Consider the following 20292-nt stretch of genomic DNA (forward strand, 5'->3'; position numbering starts at 1 on the left):
GCCATGACGCCGCCCAGCGATCCCCGTCAGTGAGCCGGATAGTCCGCCACCACGGTTTGCGTCCCGTCTTTTTTCAGGCCGATCACCTGGTAGGCATCGCTCATGCCGTCCATTTCCATGCCGGGTGAGCCCATGGGCATGCCGGGCGCGGCTACGCCGAGCAAGTCGTCCCGCTGGCTCAGCGCCCGTACCTGATCGGCAGGCACGTGGCCCTCGACGAATTTGCCATCGATCTCGGCGGTATGGCAGGAGCGCAGGTTCGGTGCCACGCCCAGGCGTTGCTTCACTGAACTCATGTCGGTTTCGACATGGTCGTTGACCTTGAAGCCGTTCTCTTGCAGATGAGCGATCCATTTCTTGCAGCAGCCGCAGTTGGCGTCGCGGTGCACATCGATGGTGGCAGGCGCGGCGGCCTGGGCCAGGGTGGTCACGAACAGGGCGCTCAGGGCGAGCAGGTGCAGGGGATTGGCCATGAAAGCGGTCTCGTGTGGAGCGGGTTGGCGGGAGGATACCAGAGTAGCGGCTACGAGCTGACAGGCCGCTGAGAGACAGATGACAGAATTGTCAGGTGGGGGGCATCAAGCTGAATGAAAAGGCCGCGGGACCTTATGGGCACTGGGTTTGCTCGCGATGGGGCAGGGACAGTCAAAATTGATGCAAGCTGTTTCGCCGCTATCGCGAGCAGGCTCGCTCCCACATTGGGTTCGGGGTGTACGCAGCACCTGCATACGCCGCCCACCCTGATTGCGGGTTGGTCACAACATCCGGTCACTACGTCAGCCCGTTGTGGGAGCGAGCCTGCTCGCGATGACGGTGGCACAGCCGACATCTCCGCAATCTGACCCACCGCTTTCGCGAGCAGGCTTGCTCCCACAAGGAGACCACGCTGGCCGGGGTTCGCCCGCGAGCAGCGTGGCCACAGTTCTCAGCGAAGTTTGAAGCGCCCCATGATGGCATTCACTCGGCTGTTGGCTTCCAGCAGTTGCCGGGTGTTGTTTTCGCTGGCCAATCCGCCTGCCACCAGTTCCTCCACCATATGGCGGATTTGCACCATGCTACGGTTGATCTCTTCGGTCACGGCGCTCTGTTGTTCGGCGGCGGTGGCGATCTGGGTACTCAGGCTGTTGATCTGACCGACGGAACCGGCCATTTCATCCAGGCCGGTGTTGACCCGGGAGGTCGCGTCGGCAGCCGACTGGCAACTGGCCTGGGTATTTTCCATTGCCGAAACCGACGAACTCACGCCTTGGGTCAGGCGGGTGAGCATTTCGTTGATTTCCGAGGTGCTGGCCTGGGTGCGCGCGGCGAGGGCTCGTACCTCGTCGGCCACCACTGCAAAACCACGGCCCTGTTCGCCGGCCCGGGCAGCTTCGATGGCGGCGTTGAGTGCCAGCAGGTTGGTCTGTCCGGCGATGGCACCAATCACGCCGAGAATCTCGGTGATACGCTGCGCATCCTGCTGCATGCTCTCGACCTTGCGGGTGGCGCTGGCGACTTCATCGATCAATGCCACCACGCTGTTGGAGGCCTCGCCCACCACGACGCGAGAGCGATCGGCATGTTCGTTGGCGCGCTGGGTGAATGCAGCCGTTTCGGCGGCGTTCTGGGCGACGCTTTCGGCCGTGGAGCTCATTTGATTAATGGCCGTCACGGTCTGATCGGTTTCAGAGGCGTGGCGCATCAGGATTTCGCTGGTATGGGCGGAAGTCCGTTGCAGGTTGTCCAGGCTCGATGCCATGGCGCCAGTGGCTTGGGTGACTTCGCCGATCATATCTTGCAGATAAACGATGAAGCGGTTGACCGAATGACCAATTGCTCCCAGCTCGTCCTCGGCACGGATGGTGATGCGTCGGGTCAGGTCGGCATCGCCGGTGGACAGCGCGTCGATGTTGCCCTTGAGTATCTTCATGCGGCCGGTCAGTTGGCGGATGGCGTACAACTGCATCAGCACCAACAGGATGACCATCGGGATTTGCAGCAGACTGAGGGTATTCAGTACGTCATCGCGCTGGGCGGTGATCAGGCGGGTTGGCAAGGCGGTGGCGAGGAACCAGGGCGTGCCTTCGATGGGGCGCATGAAGAACGTGCTGGCTTCGCCCTTGTTGTCGAACTCGACCCGCTGCAACGGTTGATCACGGTGAGCCAGGCCTGCCTTGACCTGAGCGGCAAAGGGCGAGGCGGCGGCCAGTTCGCTGACATTCTTGAGCACGATCGGACCGCTGATGCGCGAGCTGTTGCTGATGATCTTGCCGTCGCCTTCGACAATCAGCATCTCGGCGTTCAGGTCGGCTTCCTTGCGCGCCACCAGGTCATTGAAGAACCCCAGGGTCACGTCAATGGTGGAGACGCCATAAGGAACGCCGTTTTTCTGGATGGCCATGGCGCAGTTGGTGCGCGGTTCGGCGCTGGCGTCATCTTTATAGGCGGCGGCCCAGGCGCATTTGCCGGGCGGGGTGGCCATGCCGCCCTTGTGCCAGGGCTGCTCGTAATAGTTTGGTGCGGCGTCGCTGTTCCAGAACGTATTGACCACCAGCTTGCCAGAGCTATCGCGGTGCCAGAACGTGCTGAACTTGTTGCGTCCTTCGGCGCGCTGGTTGGGCAGCGGCCAGATCCCGCCACCGAAGACTTTCGGTTCGCCGTATTGGTCCACCAGACCTGGAAGTACCTTGTCGATGGCATCGCTGTCGAGCAACGGAATGGTCTGGGTGATGCTGCGTTGCTGGGCCTGTACTTTGTTCAGCTCGCCCTGGATCTGCTCCGCGACTTCGCCGATGCGGTTGAGCGCCACTTGCTCCTCGGTCTGGCGCAGCTTGGGCGCCACCAGATAACTGATGCCCACGACCGTCAGGATGGACAACACCAGGATGAATAGGACCAGGAACAGCGTGTAGCGAGCCTGAATAGTGCGGAATGAGGGCATTGGACAGTTCCTTGCTCGAAGGCGTCTTTCGGGGCGGTAGACTTATCTGTATCGGCCCCTCGCCATAGCGCTTGAATGTCGGACGCTTGGCGCGGGGTACCGTTCGTCGCCCGCCTCCCGTCACGCCGCCGAGCTGGACCGCGTGCCTCTCCAGGTCTGTGTATGGGCCTGCAGCTCATCGTGCAGTCGTTGCATCGGCCTGGCATGCAGGTCGAGCTGGCGAGCCAGCGCGCCACGGTGAAACAGCGCCTGCCAGTGCAGCTCGCCTTCGACGGGCACCATGCCGGTAAAAATGAAGCCGGCAGCCATCAACCGTCGATAATCCTCGGGGAACTGTCGACGCAGTCCGAGTCGTACCGAGATCGACCAGTGGGCCGGCAAGCGTTGCAGTTGCCTGGCCAGATGCCGGCTCATGTGACCAGCGACCACGTCGATACGCCCGGGTAGTGAGCTGATCTGCAGTGGCTGCATCGAGGCCGGTGCATCGTCGACGGTGGTGCCAAATTGCGCTGCCAAGGGAGTCATCAACCATTGGCACGAGGCAGGCCAGTGCACCTGCGGCAAAGGCCGCTGATGCTCGCCCATCATCTGGCAGCCGATCACAATCGTCTCGGCCTGGGCCGCGGCGAACGGCGAGGGCACGTAGTCGGGCATCAGCCCGACATCATGGAAACCGAGTCGTTGCGCCAATCGTTGGCTGTAGAGGTGGCTGGTGACCTGTTTGATGGACAGCCTGACGAGACCGAGGTCGTTACAGCGCTCCAGGAGTAGCCGGCCCAGGCGGGTAGCGATCTGGCTGCCTTGCCGTGCCGGGTCCACTGCCACCAGTGCCAGTTCCGCATCCTCCCGGTTCGCGACCGGTCGGCACAACGCCGCGTGGCCCACCACCCGGTCCTCCATCACGGCAACCATGGAAAACCAATGTCGATGCTGATTGTGCTGGCAGATCATGTGGGGCACGTAGACGTCTGGCGAAACGTAGTGATCGCCGTATACCCGGCGGAACAGTTCGCTGGTTCCGATGGCATCCGTGGGCCTGAATGTCCTGATGACCAAGGTACTCATCTGGCGTGCCTCGCTGCCATCGGGCCATAGAGCCGACGGTCGATGACCGGCAGGTGTTTACCGGAGCGCGGGTGGCGTTCCAGGTCCTGTGCCTGGCAGGCATGAACCTGCAGGTTGAGTTGATCAACGCCCGGATGTTGTTCGATCAAAGCGAGTTTCAGCGCCTGGGACAGTGACTCGCAGCGGTTAGATGGGTTGTCGGCCACCCATTTGAGCACCACACCATCATTGTTTTCGACGGACTCGATGATCAGTTGCCATTGAAGTTCGCCGCCAATGCTCTGGATGATTTCGCCAATGTGTTGCGGGAACAGCGACGCCACGCCGACCCGCACCCGCTGGCTCTGCGCGCTACGCCCCGCCAGTTCGAACTTGCGCCGTGGGGTGCCGACAGGCTCGCGCCAGCAGGCCCGATCACCCACTGGATAGCGCACCATCGGCATCAGGGACCGGGTGAAGTTGGTCACCACCAGGTTGCCGGGACGGCCACAGGCCTCGATGACCTCGCCGCTCACTTCATCGATGATTTCCACCCGAGTCTGCTCGTCGAAGACGCGGTGTTCGCCGAGCCCGCAATCAGGAGCACTGGCGCCGACCAATCCGGCGTCCACGCTGGCATAACCGATGGAGGCGAAGCGTGCCTGGGGAAAGGCTTGTCTCAACATCACAAGTTGGCGCTCGAACAGGTGCTCGCCGCCGAACAGCACGGTAGTGATACCGGACAGCGTTCGCCCCTGCCGGCTCAGATGACTGGCAATGGCCAGCAGGTGGGCCGGTACGCCCGCCAGCACATTGATGCGGTGTGCGGCGACGGCATCGGCCAGCACGTCGGGATCGATCGACCCGGTGAAGGGGAACTCGCTGATCGGGAGGTCAACCTGGCAGAGAGCACCGTGAATGAACAGGAAACTCGCATACAGGTCCCCCGAAAAGAACAGATTGGCGATTCGATCACCTGTTCCAAGCTGGGCGGCAAGGCTGCCTGCGAAACCCTCGAGCATTCGCTGCCATTCCCCATGGGTGTACACCGACAGCTTCCCCTGGCTGGTGGTGCCACCGGTTTTATAGATCAGTGCGTCCGTGACGGGCCCGGTCAATACCTCCCAGGTGTCCAGGTCATGACTGCCGCGCCAGTAATCGCTGGCGTCGACAATCGGCAGGTCCTCAAAAGCGCAGCCTTGCGCAGGTAAATGCGTCCAGTGTTTCTGGTAATACTTTGAATGCAGGCGAATATGGCCAAGCCATTGTTCAAATGGAAAGGAAGGGCTCATCAGGGGGGCTCTCGGGCTATGAAGTTCGCTGGATAAGGCGCGGGCGAAGGGCTATCAGCCGGGGCTTCTGTTATCAATCACTAGCGGGACTTTGCCGCTGTGTCTGTTCTGTTCGAAACATTCGGGCGTACAGCGTTGGACTTCCAGTACCAGCAATGCGGCATCGACGGATGCGCACAGTGGCGGCAGTGCCAGGACCTTGCGCCGTACCGTTTCGGCTTCGCCGTCGGCGCGGATCAGCATGCGCTCACAGCCGCTGCTGTCGTGATCGAGGATGACCTGAATGGCCACCTGGGCCAGTTCGGCAAGCGCCCGGGTATTGATGGATTCCGTGGCGACACGCAGCACGCGGCCGTGGCGCTGGCGTAACTCGAACCTGGGGGAGGCCAGGCCACAAGGGCAGGGGCCTGGCAACCAGCGTCCGCAATCGCCGACGTCGTAGCGCTGGAGAGGTTGCACCTGGCGCTGCCTGGAAGTGAACAGCAAGCGCCCGGTTTCCCCCGGCGTGACCGGAGCATCCCGCTCCAGGTCGATGATTTCCAGGTGCTGAATCTCGTCCATCAGGTGGAACACGCCATCATCGCTGGCGGCGCAGGCGTGGCCGAGAGGACCCGCATCCACGCTGCCGTACAGGGCCGAGCGAATGCTGCTGACGCCGCTGTCCAGGAACAATTGCCGGCTTGCTGGCCCCAGGTGCTCGCCGCCCAACAGGACCTTGCGCACAGCGCCGTAGCCTTGGAGGATTCGCCTTTGGCTGGAGAACAGACGGTGCAGTGTGCTCGGCATGCCGATCAGCGTGTTGATGCCATGGGCGACGATCATCCGGGCGATTTCGTCGAACGCCTTGTCTGTCGGCGCGCCCATGGGGTAATGCACGACACTCATCTGTTCGAGTATTTTCGAGAAACTGAAAAAGCCGCCGTAGAGGTTGCCTCCGTAGAACAGGTTCATCACGCGGTCGTGTGCGGGGTCCAGGCCGGCCGCACGCAGGCCGTCGGCGGCGGCACGCATGTGGCGATCGAAGTCGCGATAGCTGTAGCACGACAGCACGGGCTCGCTCGCCGCTGCTGCCGCCGGAACGGAAGAACAATTGCGCCTTGGGGTCAATGGGGAGGGCCATGAAGCCAGCCTTGTCCATGATCGGCGTTGAAGGATTCATTGATATCGGAGCTGGAGAGGTGTCCAGCGTGACACGATGACTCGCGACGTGGGGTTCAAGGCCGACCGATACCCGCCTGCTCAAGCGTTGCAGTGCGTAGACGCCGTCATGGGGCTCGCCATCATAGCCCTGCTGAATCTCACGGGTTGCCGAGATGCGCGATACGCCAGCGGCTATCAGGCGACGTGCCAGCCCCGGCGCCTGTTCCGGCTCGCAAATGAGGGCGCAGCTCTGCAAGACGTTCCGCCAAGGTAGCAGCGTCTCGGTCACCCGCACTTGGGGGACGGGCCGCAGCAGCAGCGTGCGAAACAGCGGCGACGGCGACAGGTCGCGATGATGTTCCCAGAGAACGCGCCAACCCTCACCGGCCCAGACCTGGCCTGCATGGCCGGCGAAGCTTTGGTCCAGTCGGGCGAGTGCCGTCCGGGTGGTGATCTCACAGGCTTCGGCCGTGGTGAGCGCCAGGGCCGGCCAGCGTCCGGCCCTTCGCTCGAATGCGGCGGCCAGGGCGTTACCCACTTGCTCCATGACGACGGGGTCGTCAGTGTCGACCAGCAGCCATTGTGGGCTGGAGCAGGCTTGCTGGTCGAGGCGGCAGATTTCATCTACCAGGCTATCCAATGCCTGGAGGCTGGCGGCGTGAGGCGTGAGATAGGCGAAGCTGATGCGATGCCCCCAGTCGATCCAGCGACAGCCGCTTGGGACCTGCTCGCGCAATGCCTTGAGTGCCGTCTCGCCGCCCCAGGCGCTGACACCTTGTGCCAGGGCGAAAAGACGCTGGCTGTCGTGGTGGGGAACCGGCAATACCGCCAGGTAATCGCAGAGCCGGCCACTGCTGTCGTACGCTAGAAAAGCCGCCAACAGGCGCGCCGTCAATTCCCCATCCCGTGTGCTCGGGCGTATCCAGTTGATATTGCCCGCCAGCAGACTTTCCAGGGCCGCGCAGAACGCCAGCAATGGTGCATTGCTCGGCGTGACATGCACCACCAGGCCCAAGGGCTGCCAGCTTTCAAAGGGCCCGTCGCTATAGTCGATACGCCGCAGTGAGCGAGGATCCGGTCCCAGCTCTCGCGCAAGTTTCAAGCTCAGGTGCTCGCGGCCGCAGAATGCGATCAGTGCCTGGCGTTGGTCCTCGTCGAGGAAGGCTTCCCGTCCAACGCGCAGTCCCTGAGCGAACGCCTCGGCGCAGTCGAGCACGCTGGCGCTCGTGGGCGCCCAGGCCAGTAGGGCGGGCAGTTGCGCTTGCAGGCGGTCGAGGGCCTGGTCGAGTGTCAGGCTCCCATTCAGTTGACCGTTGATGAGGTACATATCAATGCTCCTTGATCAGTTCAGCGGCAGCCATGGCGCAGCTTCGGCTGGCGCTGGTGCCGGCACGTCCATGCAGTTCGAACCACTGGGTGCTCGAACCGCATTCACAGTTGGCGGGGTGCAGGGTCGCCAGATCGCTCATCACCACGGCATGGGCGGGACTGGAGGAGATATAGGGCGAAACGAACGACAGCAATCCGGCCTCGCCGAACGGCTGCACGTCGAAGTTCGAGGGGTGACGGACAAAGACTTTCGAATAGACCGGCACATGAAACCGATGCTGGGCACATTCGATGTAGGGCACGGCGTGTTCGACGGCACCATAGCCGTCGCGGCAGCGATGGGCCTTGATGCCCAGTTGCCGGGTGATGCGTTCATAGACCTGATGGCGGGGCATTTCCCGGGCAGCCTGTTTCTTCCAGCCGCCGCCGAGGAACACCAGGGAATCAGGCGCGAGCGTCAGGTTTGGGACGCCGCTCTCGCGCATGCGTTCGAGTACGTGCCAAAGCAGCGCCGGAAAGCCGAAGATTCTCACCGGCAGGCCTTGCTCGGCGAATGCCTGCAGGGCACGGATGACGCCGAAAACGTCGAACTCATGGCCGTTGCCGGTACGTCGCAAGGCATAGGCAACGCTATTTGCCGGGGCGAAGCGACACAGGAACTGGTCGGTATAGGCTGTACCGAGGCGATTGTCCGGTTCGGGTTCATGGCTGAGCAACAGGTAGTTGCAGGGCGCGTCCGGTGTCGACCAACCGTAATGATCGAAGATGCGTGCCACCATCCCCTGGGCGGCCGCCATGCTGCGTTCGTCATAGCGCATGCGGCTTTTCTGGCCGCCGGTGCCGGAGGAGGTGAGCTCCAGGGCCTCCTCGCCCGTAGGGCTGACCAGCAAGCGTTGCTTGAAGTAGTTGGCGTAGATGGGCGGCAGGCGCGACCAGTCCGTCAGATGTTCCAGGTCCTCGACGGCGAGCCCGTTGGCGTTGAGCCAGTCTTCGTAGCCTGGGGTATGGTGGCTATGAAACAGGCTGATCTCGGCCATGGCCCGATCGAACAGCCCGGCGGGCATCGAGTCGGGGCTGTAGGGTTGGGACAATGCACACAGTGCATCGGCGTGGGGGAAATGAATCATCGGATAACTTTCCTAAGAGGCGGAGCAATTCAAACGTGTGCGACCGGTCGCGACTTGAACAGGCACAACGCAACAGGACAACTGAGCCCGGCGATACCGGCCATCAAGGCAAAGGATTCCAGGCTGTTGCCGGCGCCCAATAACGCCAGCAATGAACCGGCAACGCTCATCACGGCGATGGAGATCATCCCGACCATGGCCGAGACCAACCCTTTGCTGTCGTCGCTGGCAAACAACGCCAGTCGATACAGCGCCGCATTGCCCATGCCGAGGCCGAGGGCGTACAACGAAAGTCCGCTGACCAGCACAGGCAGGGAAAGGGCGAACCGACTGGCAATAACCAAGGCAACCAGGCCGGCGCACAGGGGCCAGAGGCTGCGACGAAGCACGCCGTCTACGCCGGCCCGTTCAACCCACGCGTTGAGCAGGAGATTGCCGAGGATCACGGCGGCGAACACCGGGATCTGCCACAGCCCATACACCAGTGGTGAAACCCCCTGTCCCTCTATCAGCAGCAGGGGCGACAGGCCGATCCAGGCGATCAGGGGCAGGCTCATGAGCCCCAGCGCAACGCTGGCCGCCATGAATCGGGGATGGCTCAGCAAGGCGCCATAGCGTTTGATCAGTGCAGCCAGTTCGAAAGGAACAGGTGGCGGCTGTTGGCTGCCTGGAGGAGCCGGCCTGGCGTGGTGCGGCATGAAGCCCCAGAGCGCCAGCCAACTCACTGTGCCGAGGCCGGCCAGCAGCAGAAACAGTTCGCGCCAGGACAACCATTGCAGCAGCAACCCACCCAGCAAGGGGCCCAGCAAGGGCGACAGGAGGGCCAGGTTGCCCAGCAGCGCCATGATTTTCACGGCATCCGACTCGTTGAACATGTCCTGTATGGCGGGGTAGCTGACGGCGATCACGAAGCCCAGGCCCATGCCCTGGATCAGGCGAAGGCCATTGAACCCCTGCATCTGGGTGACCTGGGTGGTCGCCGCACAAGCCAGCACGAACCCGGCGCAACCGGCCAGCATGAACGGCCGACGTCCATGGTGATCCGACAACGGCCCGATCAACCAAGGCAGCAGGACGCCACCCAGCAGGTAGAGGTTGAACGCGTAGGGAATCTGATCCGAAGCCGCTCCGAGTTCTTCGGTGACGGCGAGCATGGCGGGCATGATCAGGTCGCTGGCCATGTACGTTAATAATTCAAAGAGTGCGATAGCCAGGCAGAAACCTGTCAATCGTTTAGGCGAGAAAGTTGTCAGCAAGTTTTGCATTCCCAGCGTTTATTTTGAGTAAAGAGGTGTGCGCCTCTTATTCGAGAATACGTGGGGGGCGATAAGGCTTGAAAGACAGAGTTCCCCGGTGTTAACGAAGGAAATGCGCTTTACGGACGTAAGAAAATGTCCGCAGAAGCGGACATTTATTTCCTAATTAAGGCAGTAACTGACAGCTTGATTGGTAGGAGGGGTCGTAGCATGGGGAGGCTCGCTACAGACGCTTCACCAAGGACACGCCGCAAAGGCCCTAGCGGTGCTGGTCGAAACCCGGACCACCCGGATGTCCCGGTCCTTGCCCATGACCGTGGCCTGGGGGGAAAAAGAGGCAGCCGCTCAGCGTCAGGATCGATAACAGCGGCAGCAGCAGTGACATGCGACGAAACATAAATAATATCCTCATGATTGAACACCGTGCTTGCGCGTCAGCGCTCCTTCGGCGGTACCATGTGACCCCGTCGGCTGCCGCTTGTCCCTGAAATCGGGTAAGCACTTGGCAAGCGAGCGGATACAGAACGGATACATTCAGGAACTGGCAATGACTCATTCGCAACGTTTGAAATACTCGATTCTGATTATCCTCGTGGTCCTGGCGATCATGCTGGGACTGTCGTGGATGCAGAACAAAGGCATGATCAGCGAGCAGCTGTTTCAATACATCGCCATTGCCGTGGCGGTGATCGTGGTGGTGATCAACGGGGTGATGCGGCGCAAGGTCAAGCCCTGAGCGTCATTCCGTGGCCGCGAGCACGGCCATGGCCCTGACGTGCAGGCTGTAGCTCTTATCGGGGTTGAGCGTCACCACGCCTTCGCTGCACAGGCGCTTCAACACCTCGCGAACGCTGAGGAAGGACAAGGGAATGTCCAGCCCCAACAACTGGGTGTGCACGCCCCGCACGCCCAGGCAGCGGTTCTCCACCGTAGCGGTGAGCAATACGTCGATGATCTTGAGGCGAATGAGGCTGGTCCTGAGCCCGAAGCTCTTGAGCAGACGCCTGATGTGCTCATTACTGCCTCGTTCCGTCGATCTGACGGGTACGGTATTCGTGGTCGTCATCGGGACGCCGTTCGACCCCGGCTTATTCCCCGTAGGCAGTTGCGCGTTTTGCATGCAAAAGGTCCTTACCAGCCTGATCAGAAATAGTCACACGTGCTCCCTCAAGAGGAACGGCCAATCATGCGGGCCGTGATGTGAAAAATTCGCCGGGATGTCGTTAAACCCTTGTGATTGGTCGAGTACAGGCGATGTTTTTTTGCATCCGGTCGGGGGGCGAACCCGTTCATGAGGGCGGGTCGAGCTGGCGCCCCAACTCACAGATGAGCAGGGTCAGCGAGTCGGCGTTTCGAAGGATGACGTCGACGCGCTTGTCCGCCGAGCCAGGGTTCAGAAAGATATCTCGCGCCTCGTTCATGGTCCTGGCGCCGGTGACTTTGAGGACTTCCTTGGCGGTGGCCTTGAACTCGGGAAGCAACTCCAGGCTCTTGAGCGTACTGGCTGCGCTATCCCACCCCATGAACAACCTTGAACGTGGCGTGGTCAGCGAGAGCCCGTTGCGTTGCAGGTCGTTCTGGCTGTCATACCGGGCTCGTCCGTCATGCGTGACTTGCGAAATCAGGTCGAGGAATGGCAACAGAGCGTCCAGATAAACAATGTCATGTGTATCGATCAACTGATGGCTCAGTTCGTGGATGAGGGTGGCTCCCTGGGCATGAGCGTCGACATTGAAGGACTCGGGGACGATGATCTTGTACGGGTCCAGCCCTACGTCGAAGAAAAATTGGGTGAGGTAGATTTTCCCGCCTGCATTGGGTTCGAGCACGAATGCCGTCGCCGTGTCGTTGGCGTTCTTGAGATTGCCGATCACGATGCGTTTCTGGTTTTGCGCTTCCCAGGATGGATCGACCAATACCTGACATATCGGTGCAACAGCGGCATGTATCTTTGCGATCAAACGGGCATCGACCTGGTCTACGCCAAAAAAGGTCTTGAGGTAAGTCTCCCGCCGGGAGCCCTTTGAAACCTGCTGCCGGGCTTGATCGAGATTATGAAGCGCATTGAGGGAGTAATACCTGGCTGTCTCCAGCGCCTGCACAATGACGTTTGCATGGTGAGGGTATTTCCTGCGTATCTCAGCCATGCCTCGGGCTTCGATATTCAGTGTGTCTGAAGCCTTGTAGTCGCTGTACGCATTCGCGAGGGTCGACATCACCTTGCCGTAGCGAATGGTCTGTCGTTGCGGGTCAATGGCCCACTCCTGGCTTTCAGGCAATCTTTTGAGTATCGGCCCCTCTCCCTTGTCATGGACAACGCGCCAGACCTGATTGGCCTTCGCCACCTGAAAGACTTTGCCAACAACGCTGACATAGAGCTTGCCGGAGCCTGTGTCCTTGTAGGTCCCATCCGCGGGGTTCTTTTGCAGATCCTGGAGGCTTATGCCCGTGGTCTCGAAGGCCTGCAGGTTGGTACGGATCGGGGCGGTGGACGCGATATCCTTCCAACTGACCGGGGTCGCAGGGGCGTTTTGCGAGGCCGGGCCGAGGGGGGCGAGGAGCCCGAACGTATCCTCCCGATTCATGAAGCCGAGTGACACCATTTCCGCGGCACCGGCAATGAAATCATGCAGGCCGTTTTTCCAGTCATGCTGCTGCAACGCTTCGGAGGAAGACTTGAAGTCCTGATAGCTTTCCCACAATGTCTCGAAAAAAGTCAGTTTGCCCGGTAGCTGTCTGCCTACGAACCTGGCGCCGACGCTGAGCAGATGCCGCACGGTTTCCCAGTCGAACTGACGTTTCCTATCCGTTTGGGTGGTCAGAAAGTCCGATAACAGACGGGTATTGTCGTTGAACAATGTATCAATGAGGTTCGTCTGGACTGGATTCGAGGCCAGGGTAATTTCCGATAGCTGCCCGATGGTGGCGGTAAATAGGTTTTTGAATATGCTTTGCTGGTTGGCGGGCAGGCGACTGATCAACAGGTCCTGTAGTGGTCCTGGCCGGTTGAAGGCGGCCACGACACTCGCTTCGTCCTTGAACTCGGTGAAGCCCGGGCCCGTATGGTAGGGGGCGTACAGGACGTGGGGCGCTTTCGCATCGGTACCCGACCCGATCAGGTAAAGCCCCAGTGCCTTGATCGCGGCGGCGCCTTCGGTTTTGATCAGTTCCAATGGACGAATCAGCGCGCTGACACCTCTCACCGCTTGGCGAGCAAGGGCGTCCGGCATGTCCAGCACTTGGTGAATCAAATCGAAGGCTGAAGGGGAGAGGTACTGTTGCAGGCACCGTGCGTGAGCGTATTGCAGCAGCTGCCAGGGTAGTTGTTGGCGGAAGCGCTGCTTTCTCTGTTGAACGTCCGCCGTCGTGCCGGACAGCTTGTCCAGCACATGTTGTTTATACGAGGTGGCGACATCCAGTGACAGCAGCAGTTGCTTGACCGCCGTCTCGTTTAAGCTGTCAGGCAGCTTGCGTCTGGACGTCGAAGACACTTTGAATCCAGTTTTTTGAGTGACATCGATATGATTCAGGGCGAATTCGGTCAGGGAACTGGGCGGCCCCGCCAGTGCGAGGTTTGGTGTGATCTGGATGATCGCAGGGTCCAGGTCTTTTTCGGTGAAGCGCGCATCCAACAGCGCTTTCAGTTTTTTATGCATGTAGGCCTGCAAGGGTTCAATACCGTCCAGGTAGTCCTTGCCGTCGATCACGCTGTTTCGATATTGCTCAAGCAGATTGATATGCAGGCGCTGATCTTCAAGAGAAGCCATGCCGAGCCAGGCAGGCAGTTTCTGTTGCCACCTGTCCGCCTGGGCGATGCGTTTGGCACGGGTCAGATTGGTGGGGGCTCCCTTGTTCAGTAACGTTTCAAGGCTTTTAGCCAAGCCCGTTCCGGTCAATTGCCAGTTTCGGGTTTTCAAGGTCTTCAGATAGCCGTGTTCGATCTCGAACAACCTGATGAACGAATTCATCCGATTCAGCAATACGTTGTCTTCGATCAACTCAAAGGCCTCGAGCTGATAACGCCCGTGAGGCTTGCGTTGGGCGGGGGGCAGGTTGGCGAGCAAGCCAAAGCGCTTGCGGGAGTCGAGCAGGTGTCGGTTCAATTGTGTCGTGGCGACGTCGACGGAGGGGAAAACCTGCAAGCCGTCGGTCGGCGTCCAGAGGATTGCCAAGCCTGAATAGGGCGTGTCCAGCCCTCCGCGCTCGGTCAGGAAAAAACAATTGGCCAGGGGCAATGAGGCGGTGTTGCCCTGCGCGGTGTACGCAAGCCTCAGTGAATAGGCATCGGGCCGAAAGCCTTTGAGCCCTAAGCGCTGCTCGCGATTGGGATAATCGGCGTCGTAGGCAAAAACACAGTTAATGAGGTCATCAGCGGCAGGCGGCAATGTCCCGTCGAGCTTTCTAAGCTCGGCTTCGGCACGTATGCCGAGGGAAAAAACATTGCTGAGTTCAGGCAGCAGGCCCTTCAGTTGACTGTGCAGTGAGATTTCATTGGCAAGCGGCAGTTGGGCGAACAACGTGTTGAACGCTTCCTCGACGGTGGTATAGCTCTTGATCTTTCTCGTCAGTTGGTCGGCCATGAAATTGGACGGCCGCGAGTCGCCATAAAAAGCCGGCAGAGTGCCCCAATGTCCGTCGGTCCCATGCTCCAGCAGGTTCTTGTTGATCAAGGAACGAATATCCAGTGCCTTGTCGACCAGGGCGTGGATGTTCACGGTGCCCTGGCGGGACATCTCCAGTGCGTAGTGAAGGTTGCTGATCTGCTTGCCGATGATTGCATCCGCCAGGGATTCGAATACCGGCAACGTCACTGAGCGTCCTGAGACCTGTGGTTCGTCAAGGCGTAGAAAGCGGTTGCGCTCTTCCAGGCTCAACAGGCTATAGAGTGCCTCCTTGCGGGCAAGGCTTGTCGGTGTAGCCAGCAGCGCGTCCTTGAACCCCAGGTAATTGTCGACTTTCTGCAGGTCATGACTGGGCCTGTAGAGGTAATGATCCTTGCCACTGATCATCAGCGAGCCGGCAAGCTCCACATAGAGCGGCTCATACTCCCAGAGACGAATCGTTTCGATGAACAGCGGCGTCTCGTCCTGGCGTGATGGCCCGAACAATCGGAGCAGCTCCTGGCTTTGTGCGTCGCTCAGTTGCCGTTGCTCCCGTTTGCTCAGGACGGTGGCGCGCAGGGCGTCGCTGAGGACCCGCGACAGCAGCTCCCGGCGCGAGATATGGAATGGGCCGGTGGCGTCCCAATAGGCATTGATGCAATCGGTGAGCTTGGGAATCAGGTTTTTAGCCGTGACCCGTAGCAGGCTTTCCCACTGCTGCGCATTATGGGGCGATACCGCGATTTCCGGATGGATGAAATCGACGTCATGCCGGGCTGGCCGGCCCTGATGGTGGAAGTACACCAGGACCGCTTCGGACAGTGACACGTTGTTGGTCACCTTGCCCATGGTCGGATCACCCAGCCCCGCATCGGCGGTGATTGCGACACGGGTCTGTTGATGATCAAGGTTCGCCAGTACTTCATTCAATACCTGGTCGAGCATCGCGGTCAGCGAAGGCAGTTTGATCAGCTCATCCACCATGGTCAGCGCATTGAGGTTTTGAGCGTGCTCGATGGCGTCGACCTGGGCTTTGAAAACATCTCCATCCATGGTCTGCCGGGCCTGTTCGATAACGGTGCTGGCGTTCAGTTCGGCGCGTTGGGAAATGGACAGGAGTTGGAACAGATCGTCACGCTCCACAGGGGCGGCGAGCATTTGGTCGATCCGTGTTTCAAGTGCCTTCGGGGTGTCGAATTTCTCGATTCCCCCCTCGGCGTGTAGAGGAATGCAGGCTTGGGGGACGAGGTGCCGATCTCAGGCGGGGTTGTCAGCGTAAAGCAGCCGGCAAGCGGAATCGGAGCCTGCCCCTCGGTCTGGAGCAGTATGGTGTCGGCAGACATCGATGGCGTCTGCGCGGCACGCAGCGCGTGGCTGGGCAGGGCTGCGTGCCGAAGCCAGTCAAGGTCGGTTTGCGTCACCCCATGGGTTGCGCTCAATTCGTCCAGGCGGTTGGTGTCCAGGACGTCAGGGAATAGCAGTGGCGTGGTCTCACGGGGCATCGTTGCTTCTCGATCAAGGCGCCATGAGGCAGCCCATGCGTGGATGAAGCGGCAAGGCTAGAGAACGATGAACGGGGAAAGGTGGTACATAGTTACCGCACGCGAGGCTTCAAACCTGTCAGGCTGTGGCGTGCGCGGCATGCCTGCGGTGAAAAGATTGACAGTACGCGCCTGAAGCAGTGTTAATCCGAATTTGTTCCTCCCTCACTGTGGCTACCTCCAACAATCATTCTGGAGCTTCAGATGTCCGCGCTATCCGATCACGCCGGTTCCGCCCCCCTGTCCCTTGACGCCCTGGTGGGGTTGCTGGAGAAGATATTCCTGCGACATGGCACCTCGGCCGAGGTCGCTCGCACCCTGGCCGAAAACTGCGCCCGTGCGGAGCGCGACGGTGCCCATAGTCACGGTGTGTTCCGTATCCCTGGCTATGTCTCGACGCTGAACAGCGGTTGGGTCAACGGCCAGGCTGTGCCGGTGGTCGAGGACGTCGCATCGGGCTTCGTCCGGGTGGACGCCGGAAACGGTTTCGCCCAGCCGGCCCTCGCCGCTGCACGACCGTTATTGGTGGAGAAGGCGCGCAGCGCCGGTATCGCGGTGTTGGCTATCCGCAATTCCCATCACTTCGCCGCCCTCTGGCCGGATGTCGAGCCGTTTGCCTATGAAGGGTTGGTGGCGTTGAGCGTGGTCAACAGCATGACGTGCGTGGTGCCCCATGGCGCGGATCGCCCATTGTTCGGGACCAATCCCATTGCCTTCGCCGCGCCACGAGCTGGCGGCGAGCCGATTGTATTTGACTTGGCCACCAGCGCCATCGCCCATGGTGACGTACAGATTGCCGCGCGCAAGGGCGAGTCGTTACCGCCAGGCATGGGAGTGGATAGCCTCGGCCAACCGACCTGCGACCCAAAGGCGATTCTCCAAGGCGGCGCGCTCCTGCCGTTTGGCGGACACAAGGGGTCGGCATTGTCGATGATGGTCGAGCTGTTGGCGGCGGCCCTGACCGGCGGCAACTTCTCGTTCGAATTCGACTGGAACGACCATCCGGGGGCCAAGACGCCGTGGACCGGGCAGTTGCTGATCGTGATTGACCCAAGCAAGGCCGCCGGACAGAGCTTTGCCGAGCGCAGCCAGGAGCTGGTCCGGCAGATGCAGGGTGTGGGGTTGCGGCGGTTACCAGGAGATCGCCGGCATCGGGAGCGCAGTCATTCCGACCAGCATGGGATTGCGCTGGATGAGCAGACATTGCAACAGCTGCGGGAATTGGCGGGGATGTAATCCGAAGGCGAAGCAATTGTTGCCTGATAACAGTCGGTTTTAAGCCACAAGCCTTGGGGGGCAGCGCTTGCTCGCGATGGTGCCAGTCAGTCGAACTGTATTGGCTGGTCCGCCGCTATCGCGAGCAAGCTTTGCTCCCACGGGTTTGTTGCTTAACGCCTTCCGAGCAGCAAGCCCACCACCAGCCCGAAACCGGCGGAAATTGCCACGGTTTGCCACGGATGGCCGCCGATGTAGAGTTCGGTGGCGTCGACCATGGGGCGGGTACGTTCCCGTGCGCTGGCGACCGAATCCAAGGCCTGCTGCAGTTTCTGGGAGATCTGGCCCCGCAGGTTTTCGGCATCTTCACCGACCAGCGACTCGCTGCTCTTGAGCAGCTTCTCCGACTCTTCGATCAAGGCCTTCAGTTCACTGAACACTTGATCCTTGATTTGCTCTCCGTTCGCTTGCGCGGTGGGTCTACGAGCCATCGAGTTACTCCTTGTTGATGATTACCGTGAACAGTGGAGTGCTGCGCTTGTGCAAAAGTTGCAGTGACTGGCAGCGTCAGCACGATCAAATCCAAATGATGGTTAAGGCGTTTCCCTGCAAGGTGTAAGATGTCGCCTATTTACGCAACAGGTAATGTCCATGAGTTTCAATCTGGCTGACAAGCCGCTGGCCGAGCGCGCAGCGCTGGAAGATGAAAAATCCCGACTGTTCGAACTGTGGCAGAACAACCTGGGCAAGGCCAAGGGCGACGCCGCCCGGTTGTTTGGCGAGCGCTCCAAGCGCAAAGGCAAATGGGCCGAGTGGGTCCGTGCCGAGCTGGACGGCATGTCGCCCCCGGAATACGCCAACATGGTGCGCAGCGAGGTCAATCGCTTGATGGCCGCCAACAAGTAAACCTCACGCAAAGGTCGTGACGATGGCCTCGCGAACCTTGGCCACTGCCGGATCCATCTGAGTATGGGTTCGCCATCCCAGTTCGATGGGATAACGTGGCAAGGCGAGGGGGCAGGGCAATAACGCCAGGCCACCGAACGCTGCGATGGCCCGCGCCGCGTGCCCGGGAATGGTCGCCACGGCCCGGCTGCCCTTGAGCAAAAACGGCAATGCGGCGAAATGCGTGGTCGAGGCACACACCTTCCGGCTCATGCCGAGCCCGGCCAGTCCTTCGTCGGTGATGCCGATGAATCCACCCGATGACACCAGCAAATGTTCGCGGCCCACGAACGCCTCCAGGCTGAAGGTTTGCTGGTGCTCCTCCAGGCTGGCCGGATCGACCAGGCAGGCATAGTCGCCTTCGCCCAATACCAGGCGGCTGAGTAGCCGTTCCGTGAAGCCACCCGCCGTGATCGCCAAGTCGAAATTTCGCTCCATCAGGTTACGACCGACGATCTGGCTATGGGTCTGGCGAAAAATCAAGCGTAACCCCGGCGCTCGCCGCGCCACTTCCTCGATCAGGCGACGCCCATAGGCCAGCTCGAAGTCGTCGGACAGACCGACGATGACCGAGCGGCCGTCGTAATGACTGATATCCGGATCGATCATCGCCAGGCTCTGGCGGCACTTGTCCAGGGCCTCGCTGATCACGGGCTTCAGTTGATTGGCCCGCAGCGTCGGCGCCAGGCCACGACCGGTGCGCACGAACAGTTGATCGTCATACACATTTCGCAATCTGCGCAGCGCTGCACTGATGGCCGACTGGGTCACGCCCAGGCGCAGGGCGGCGCGGCTGGCACTGGATTCGTCGTGCAGGGCTTCGAAGGTCTTGAGCAGGTTGAGATCGAGGTTCTCGATATTCATAGCGTTCATATCGTTTAGCAATGTATGGGGCTTTATTCATGATCGGCCGGCGGCTGAGAATCAGCAACACCTGATGACCAAGGAGTTGAACACCCATGCCCAAATCCATCGTGGCTGCCCTGCAGATTGGTTCCTTGCCGAGTGGCAAGGACGAGACACTGGCGCAGATCCTTTCCTACGAAGACGCCATACGCCAGGCTGGTGCGAACCTGGTGGTCATGCCCGAAGCCCTGTTGGGGGCTATCCCAAGGGCGAAGGCTTTGGCACCCGGTTGGGCTACCGGCTGCCGGAGGGGCGTGAGGCATTCGCCCGCTACTTTGCCAATGCCATCGACGTACCGGGTGTCGAAACCGAGGCGTTGGCCGGGCTTTCTGCGCGCACGGGCGCCAGCCTGGTGCTGGGCGTCATCGAGCGCGCCGGCAGCACCCTGTATTGCACGGCGCTGTACTTCGAGCCTGATGCGGGGCTGGTGGCCAAGCATCGCAAGCTGATGCCCACCGGCACCGAGCGGCTGATCTGGGGTAAGGGCGATGGTTCGACGTTGCCGGTGATCGACAGCCAGGTCGGGCGGGTTGGCGCGGCGGTGTGCTGGGAAAACATGATGCCGCTGCTGCGCACCGCGATGTATGCCAAGGGGGTGGAGGTCTGGTGTGCGCCGACAGTGGATGAGCGGGAGATGTGGCAGGTGACCATGCGTCACATTGCCCATGAGGGACGATGCTTCGTGGTCAGTGCCTGCCAGGTCCAGGCCTCGCCTCAGGCGCTGGGCATCGATGTCGAGCACTGGCCGGCGGAACGTCCGTTGATCGCCGGCGGCAGTGTGATCATCGGGCCTATGGGGGATGTATTGGCCGGGCCGCTGAAAGACACGGCGGGATTATTGACCGCCGAAATCGACACCGATGACCTGGTGCGGGCGCGTTATGACTATGACGTGGTCGGTCATTACGCCAGGCCGGACGTGTTCGAACTGGTGGTGGATGAGCGGGCCCGCCCCGGGGTTCGGTTCACGGCGTGA

General features: G+C 60.7%; 13 protein-coding genes and 2 pseudogenes. 4 read left to right on the plus strand and 11 right to left on the minus strand.

Annotated features, from left to right (window positions below):
* Positions 1-26: 26 nt before the first annotated feature.
* The 7 genes and pseudogenes from PCOSP_RS14310 to PCOSP_RS14340 all read right to left on the minus strand — a co-directional run bounded on the left by PCOSP_RS14310 (position 27) and on the right by PCOSP_RS14340 (position 10117).
* Positions 27-473, minus strand: coding sequence for a DUF411 domain-containing protein (locus tag PCOSP_RS14310; protein WP_139645392.1), 447 nt, complete (start codon positions 471-473; stop codon positions 27-29).
* Between the two features lie 452 nt (positions 474-925).
* Complete coding sequence (locus PCOSP_RS14315; RefSeq protein ID WP_139645395.1) at positions 926-2920, minus strand: methyl-accepting chemotaxis protein; 1995 nt, start codon at positions 2918-2920, stop codon at positions 926-928.
* A 120-nt stretch (positions 2921-3040) separates the two neighbouring features.
* Positions 3041-3985, minus strand: coding sequence for a GNAT family N-acetyltransferase (locus PCOSP_RS14320; protein ID WP_464711804.1), 945 nt, complete (start codon positions 3983-3985; stop codon positions 3041-3043).
* Positions 3982-5256: a phenylacetate--CoA ligase family protein gene (locus PCOSP_RS14325; protein ID WP_139645399.1), complete on the minus strand. Its 1275-nt coding sequence runs from the start codon at positions 5254-5256 to the stop codon at positions 3982-3984. Before PCOSP_RS14325 ends, PCOSP_RS14320 begins: the two co-directional genes overlap by 4 nt.
* Before the next feature lie 54 nt (positions 5257-5310).
* Positions 5311-7723, minus strand: a pseudogene (locus PCOSP_RS14330) (acyl-CoA reductase).
* A 1-nt stretch (position 7724) separates the two neighbouring features.
* Positions 7725-8852, minus strand: coding sequence for a LuxE/PaaK family acyltransferase (locus tag PCOSP_RS14335; protein ID WP_464711805.1), 1128 nt, complete (start codon positions 8850-8852; stop codon positions 7725-7727).
* 29 nt (positions 8853-8881) lie between these two features.
* A complete protein-coding gene (locus PCOSP_RS14340; protein ID WP_464711806.1) occupies positions 8882-10117 on the minus strand; it encodes an MFS transporter in 1236 nt (411 codons plus the stop codon).
* Positions 10118-10655: 538 nt separating this feature from the next.
* Between PCOSP_RS14340 and PCOSP_RS14345 the strand changes: the two genes are divergently transcribed.
* Positions 10656-10844 carry a hypothetical protein gene (locus PCOSP_RS14345; protein WP_047698563.1) on the plus strand — a complete coding sequence of 63 codons (189 nt, stop codon included), beginning with the start codon at positions 10656-10658 and terminating at the stop codon, positions 10842-10844.
* Positions 10845-10847: 3 nt separating this feature from the next.
* Here the strand turns inward: PCOSP_RS14345 and PCOSP_RS14350 are convergent, their stop codons facing one another.
* Both PCOSP_RS14350 and PCOSP_RS14355 read right to left on the minus strand, forming a co-directional pair.
* Positions 10848-11228, minus strand: a complete 381-nt coding sequence (locus PCOSP_RS14350) for a fe2+ zn2+ uptake regulation protein (protein ID WP_464711807.1) — start codon at positions 11226-11228, stop codon at positions 10848-10850.
* 169 nt (positions 11229-11397) lie between these two features.
* Positions 11398-15867: a dermonecrotic toxin domain-containing protein gene (locus PCOSP_RS14355; protein ID WP_464711808.1), complete on the minus strand. Its 4470-nt coding sequence runs from the start codon at positions 15865-15867 to the stop codon at positions 11398-11400.
* A 587-nt stretch (positions 15868-16454) separates the two neighbouring features.
* Here PCOSP_RS14355 and PCOSP_RS14360 point away from each other — a divergent pair.
* The gene (locus PCOSP_RS14360; protein ID WP_139645409.1) at positions 16455-17486 is read left to right on the plus strand and encodes an Ldh family oxidoreductase; all 1032 of its coding nucleotides are present in this window, start codon (positions 16455-16457) and stop codon (positions 17484-17486) included.
* Between the two features lie 152 nt (positions 17487-17638).
* Here the strand turns inward: PCOSP_RS14360 and PCOSP_RS14365 are convergent, their stop codons facing one another.
* A complete protein-coding gene (locus tag PCOSP_RS14365) occupies positions 17639-17956 on the minus strand; it encodes an ElaB/YgaM/YqjD family protein (RefSeq protein WP_139645411.1) in 318 nt (105 codons plus the stop codon).
* A 160-nt stretch (positions 17957-18116) separates the two neighbouring features.
* Between PCOSP_RS14365 and PCOSP_RS14370 the strand changes: the two genes are divergently transcribed.
* Positions 18117-18371, plus strand: a complete 255-nt coding sequence (locus PCOSP_RS14370; RefSeq protein ID WP_003181187.1) for a hypothetical protein — start codon at positions 18117-18119, stop codon at positions 18369-18371.
* Positions 18372-18374: 3 nt separating this feature from the next.
* On the opposite strand, the gene PCOSP_RS14375 is transcribed toward PCOSP_RS14370, so the two are convergent.
* Positions 18375-19283, minus strand: coding sequence for a LysR substrate-binding domain-containing protein (locus PCOSP_RS14375; protein WP_464711812.1), 909 nt, complete (start codon positions 19281-19283; stop codon positions 18375-18377).
* A gap of 86 nt (positions 19284-19369) precedes the next feature.
* On the opposite strand from PCOSP_RS14375, the pseudogene PCOSP_RS14380 reads away from it, so the two are divergent.
* Positions 19370-20292, plus strand: a pseudogene (locus PCOSP_RS14380) (carbon-nitrogen hydrolase family protein).

The organism is Pseudomonas sp. MAFF 730105 (assembly GCF_055380705.1).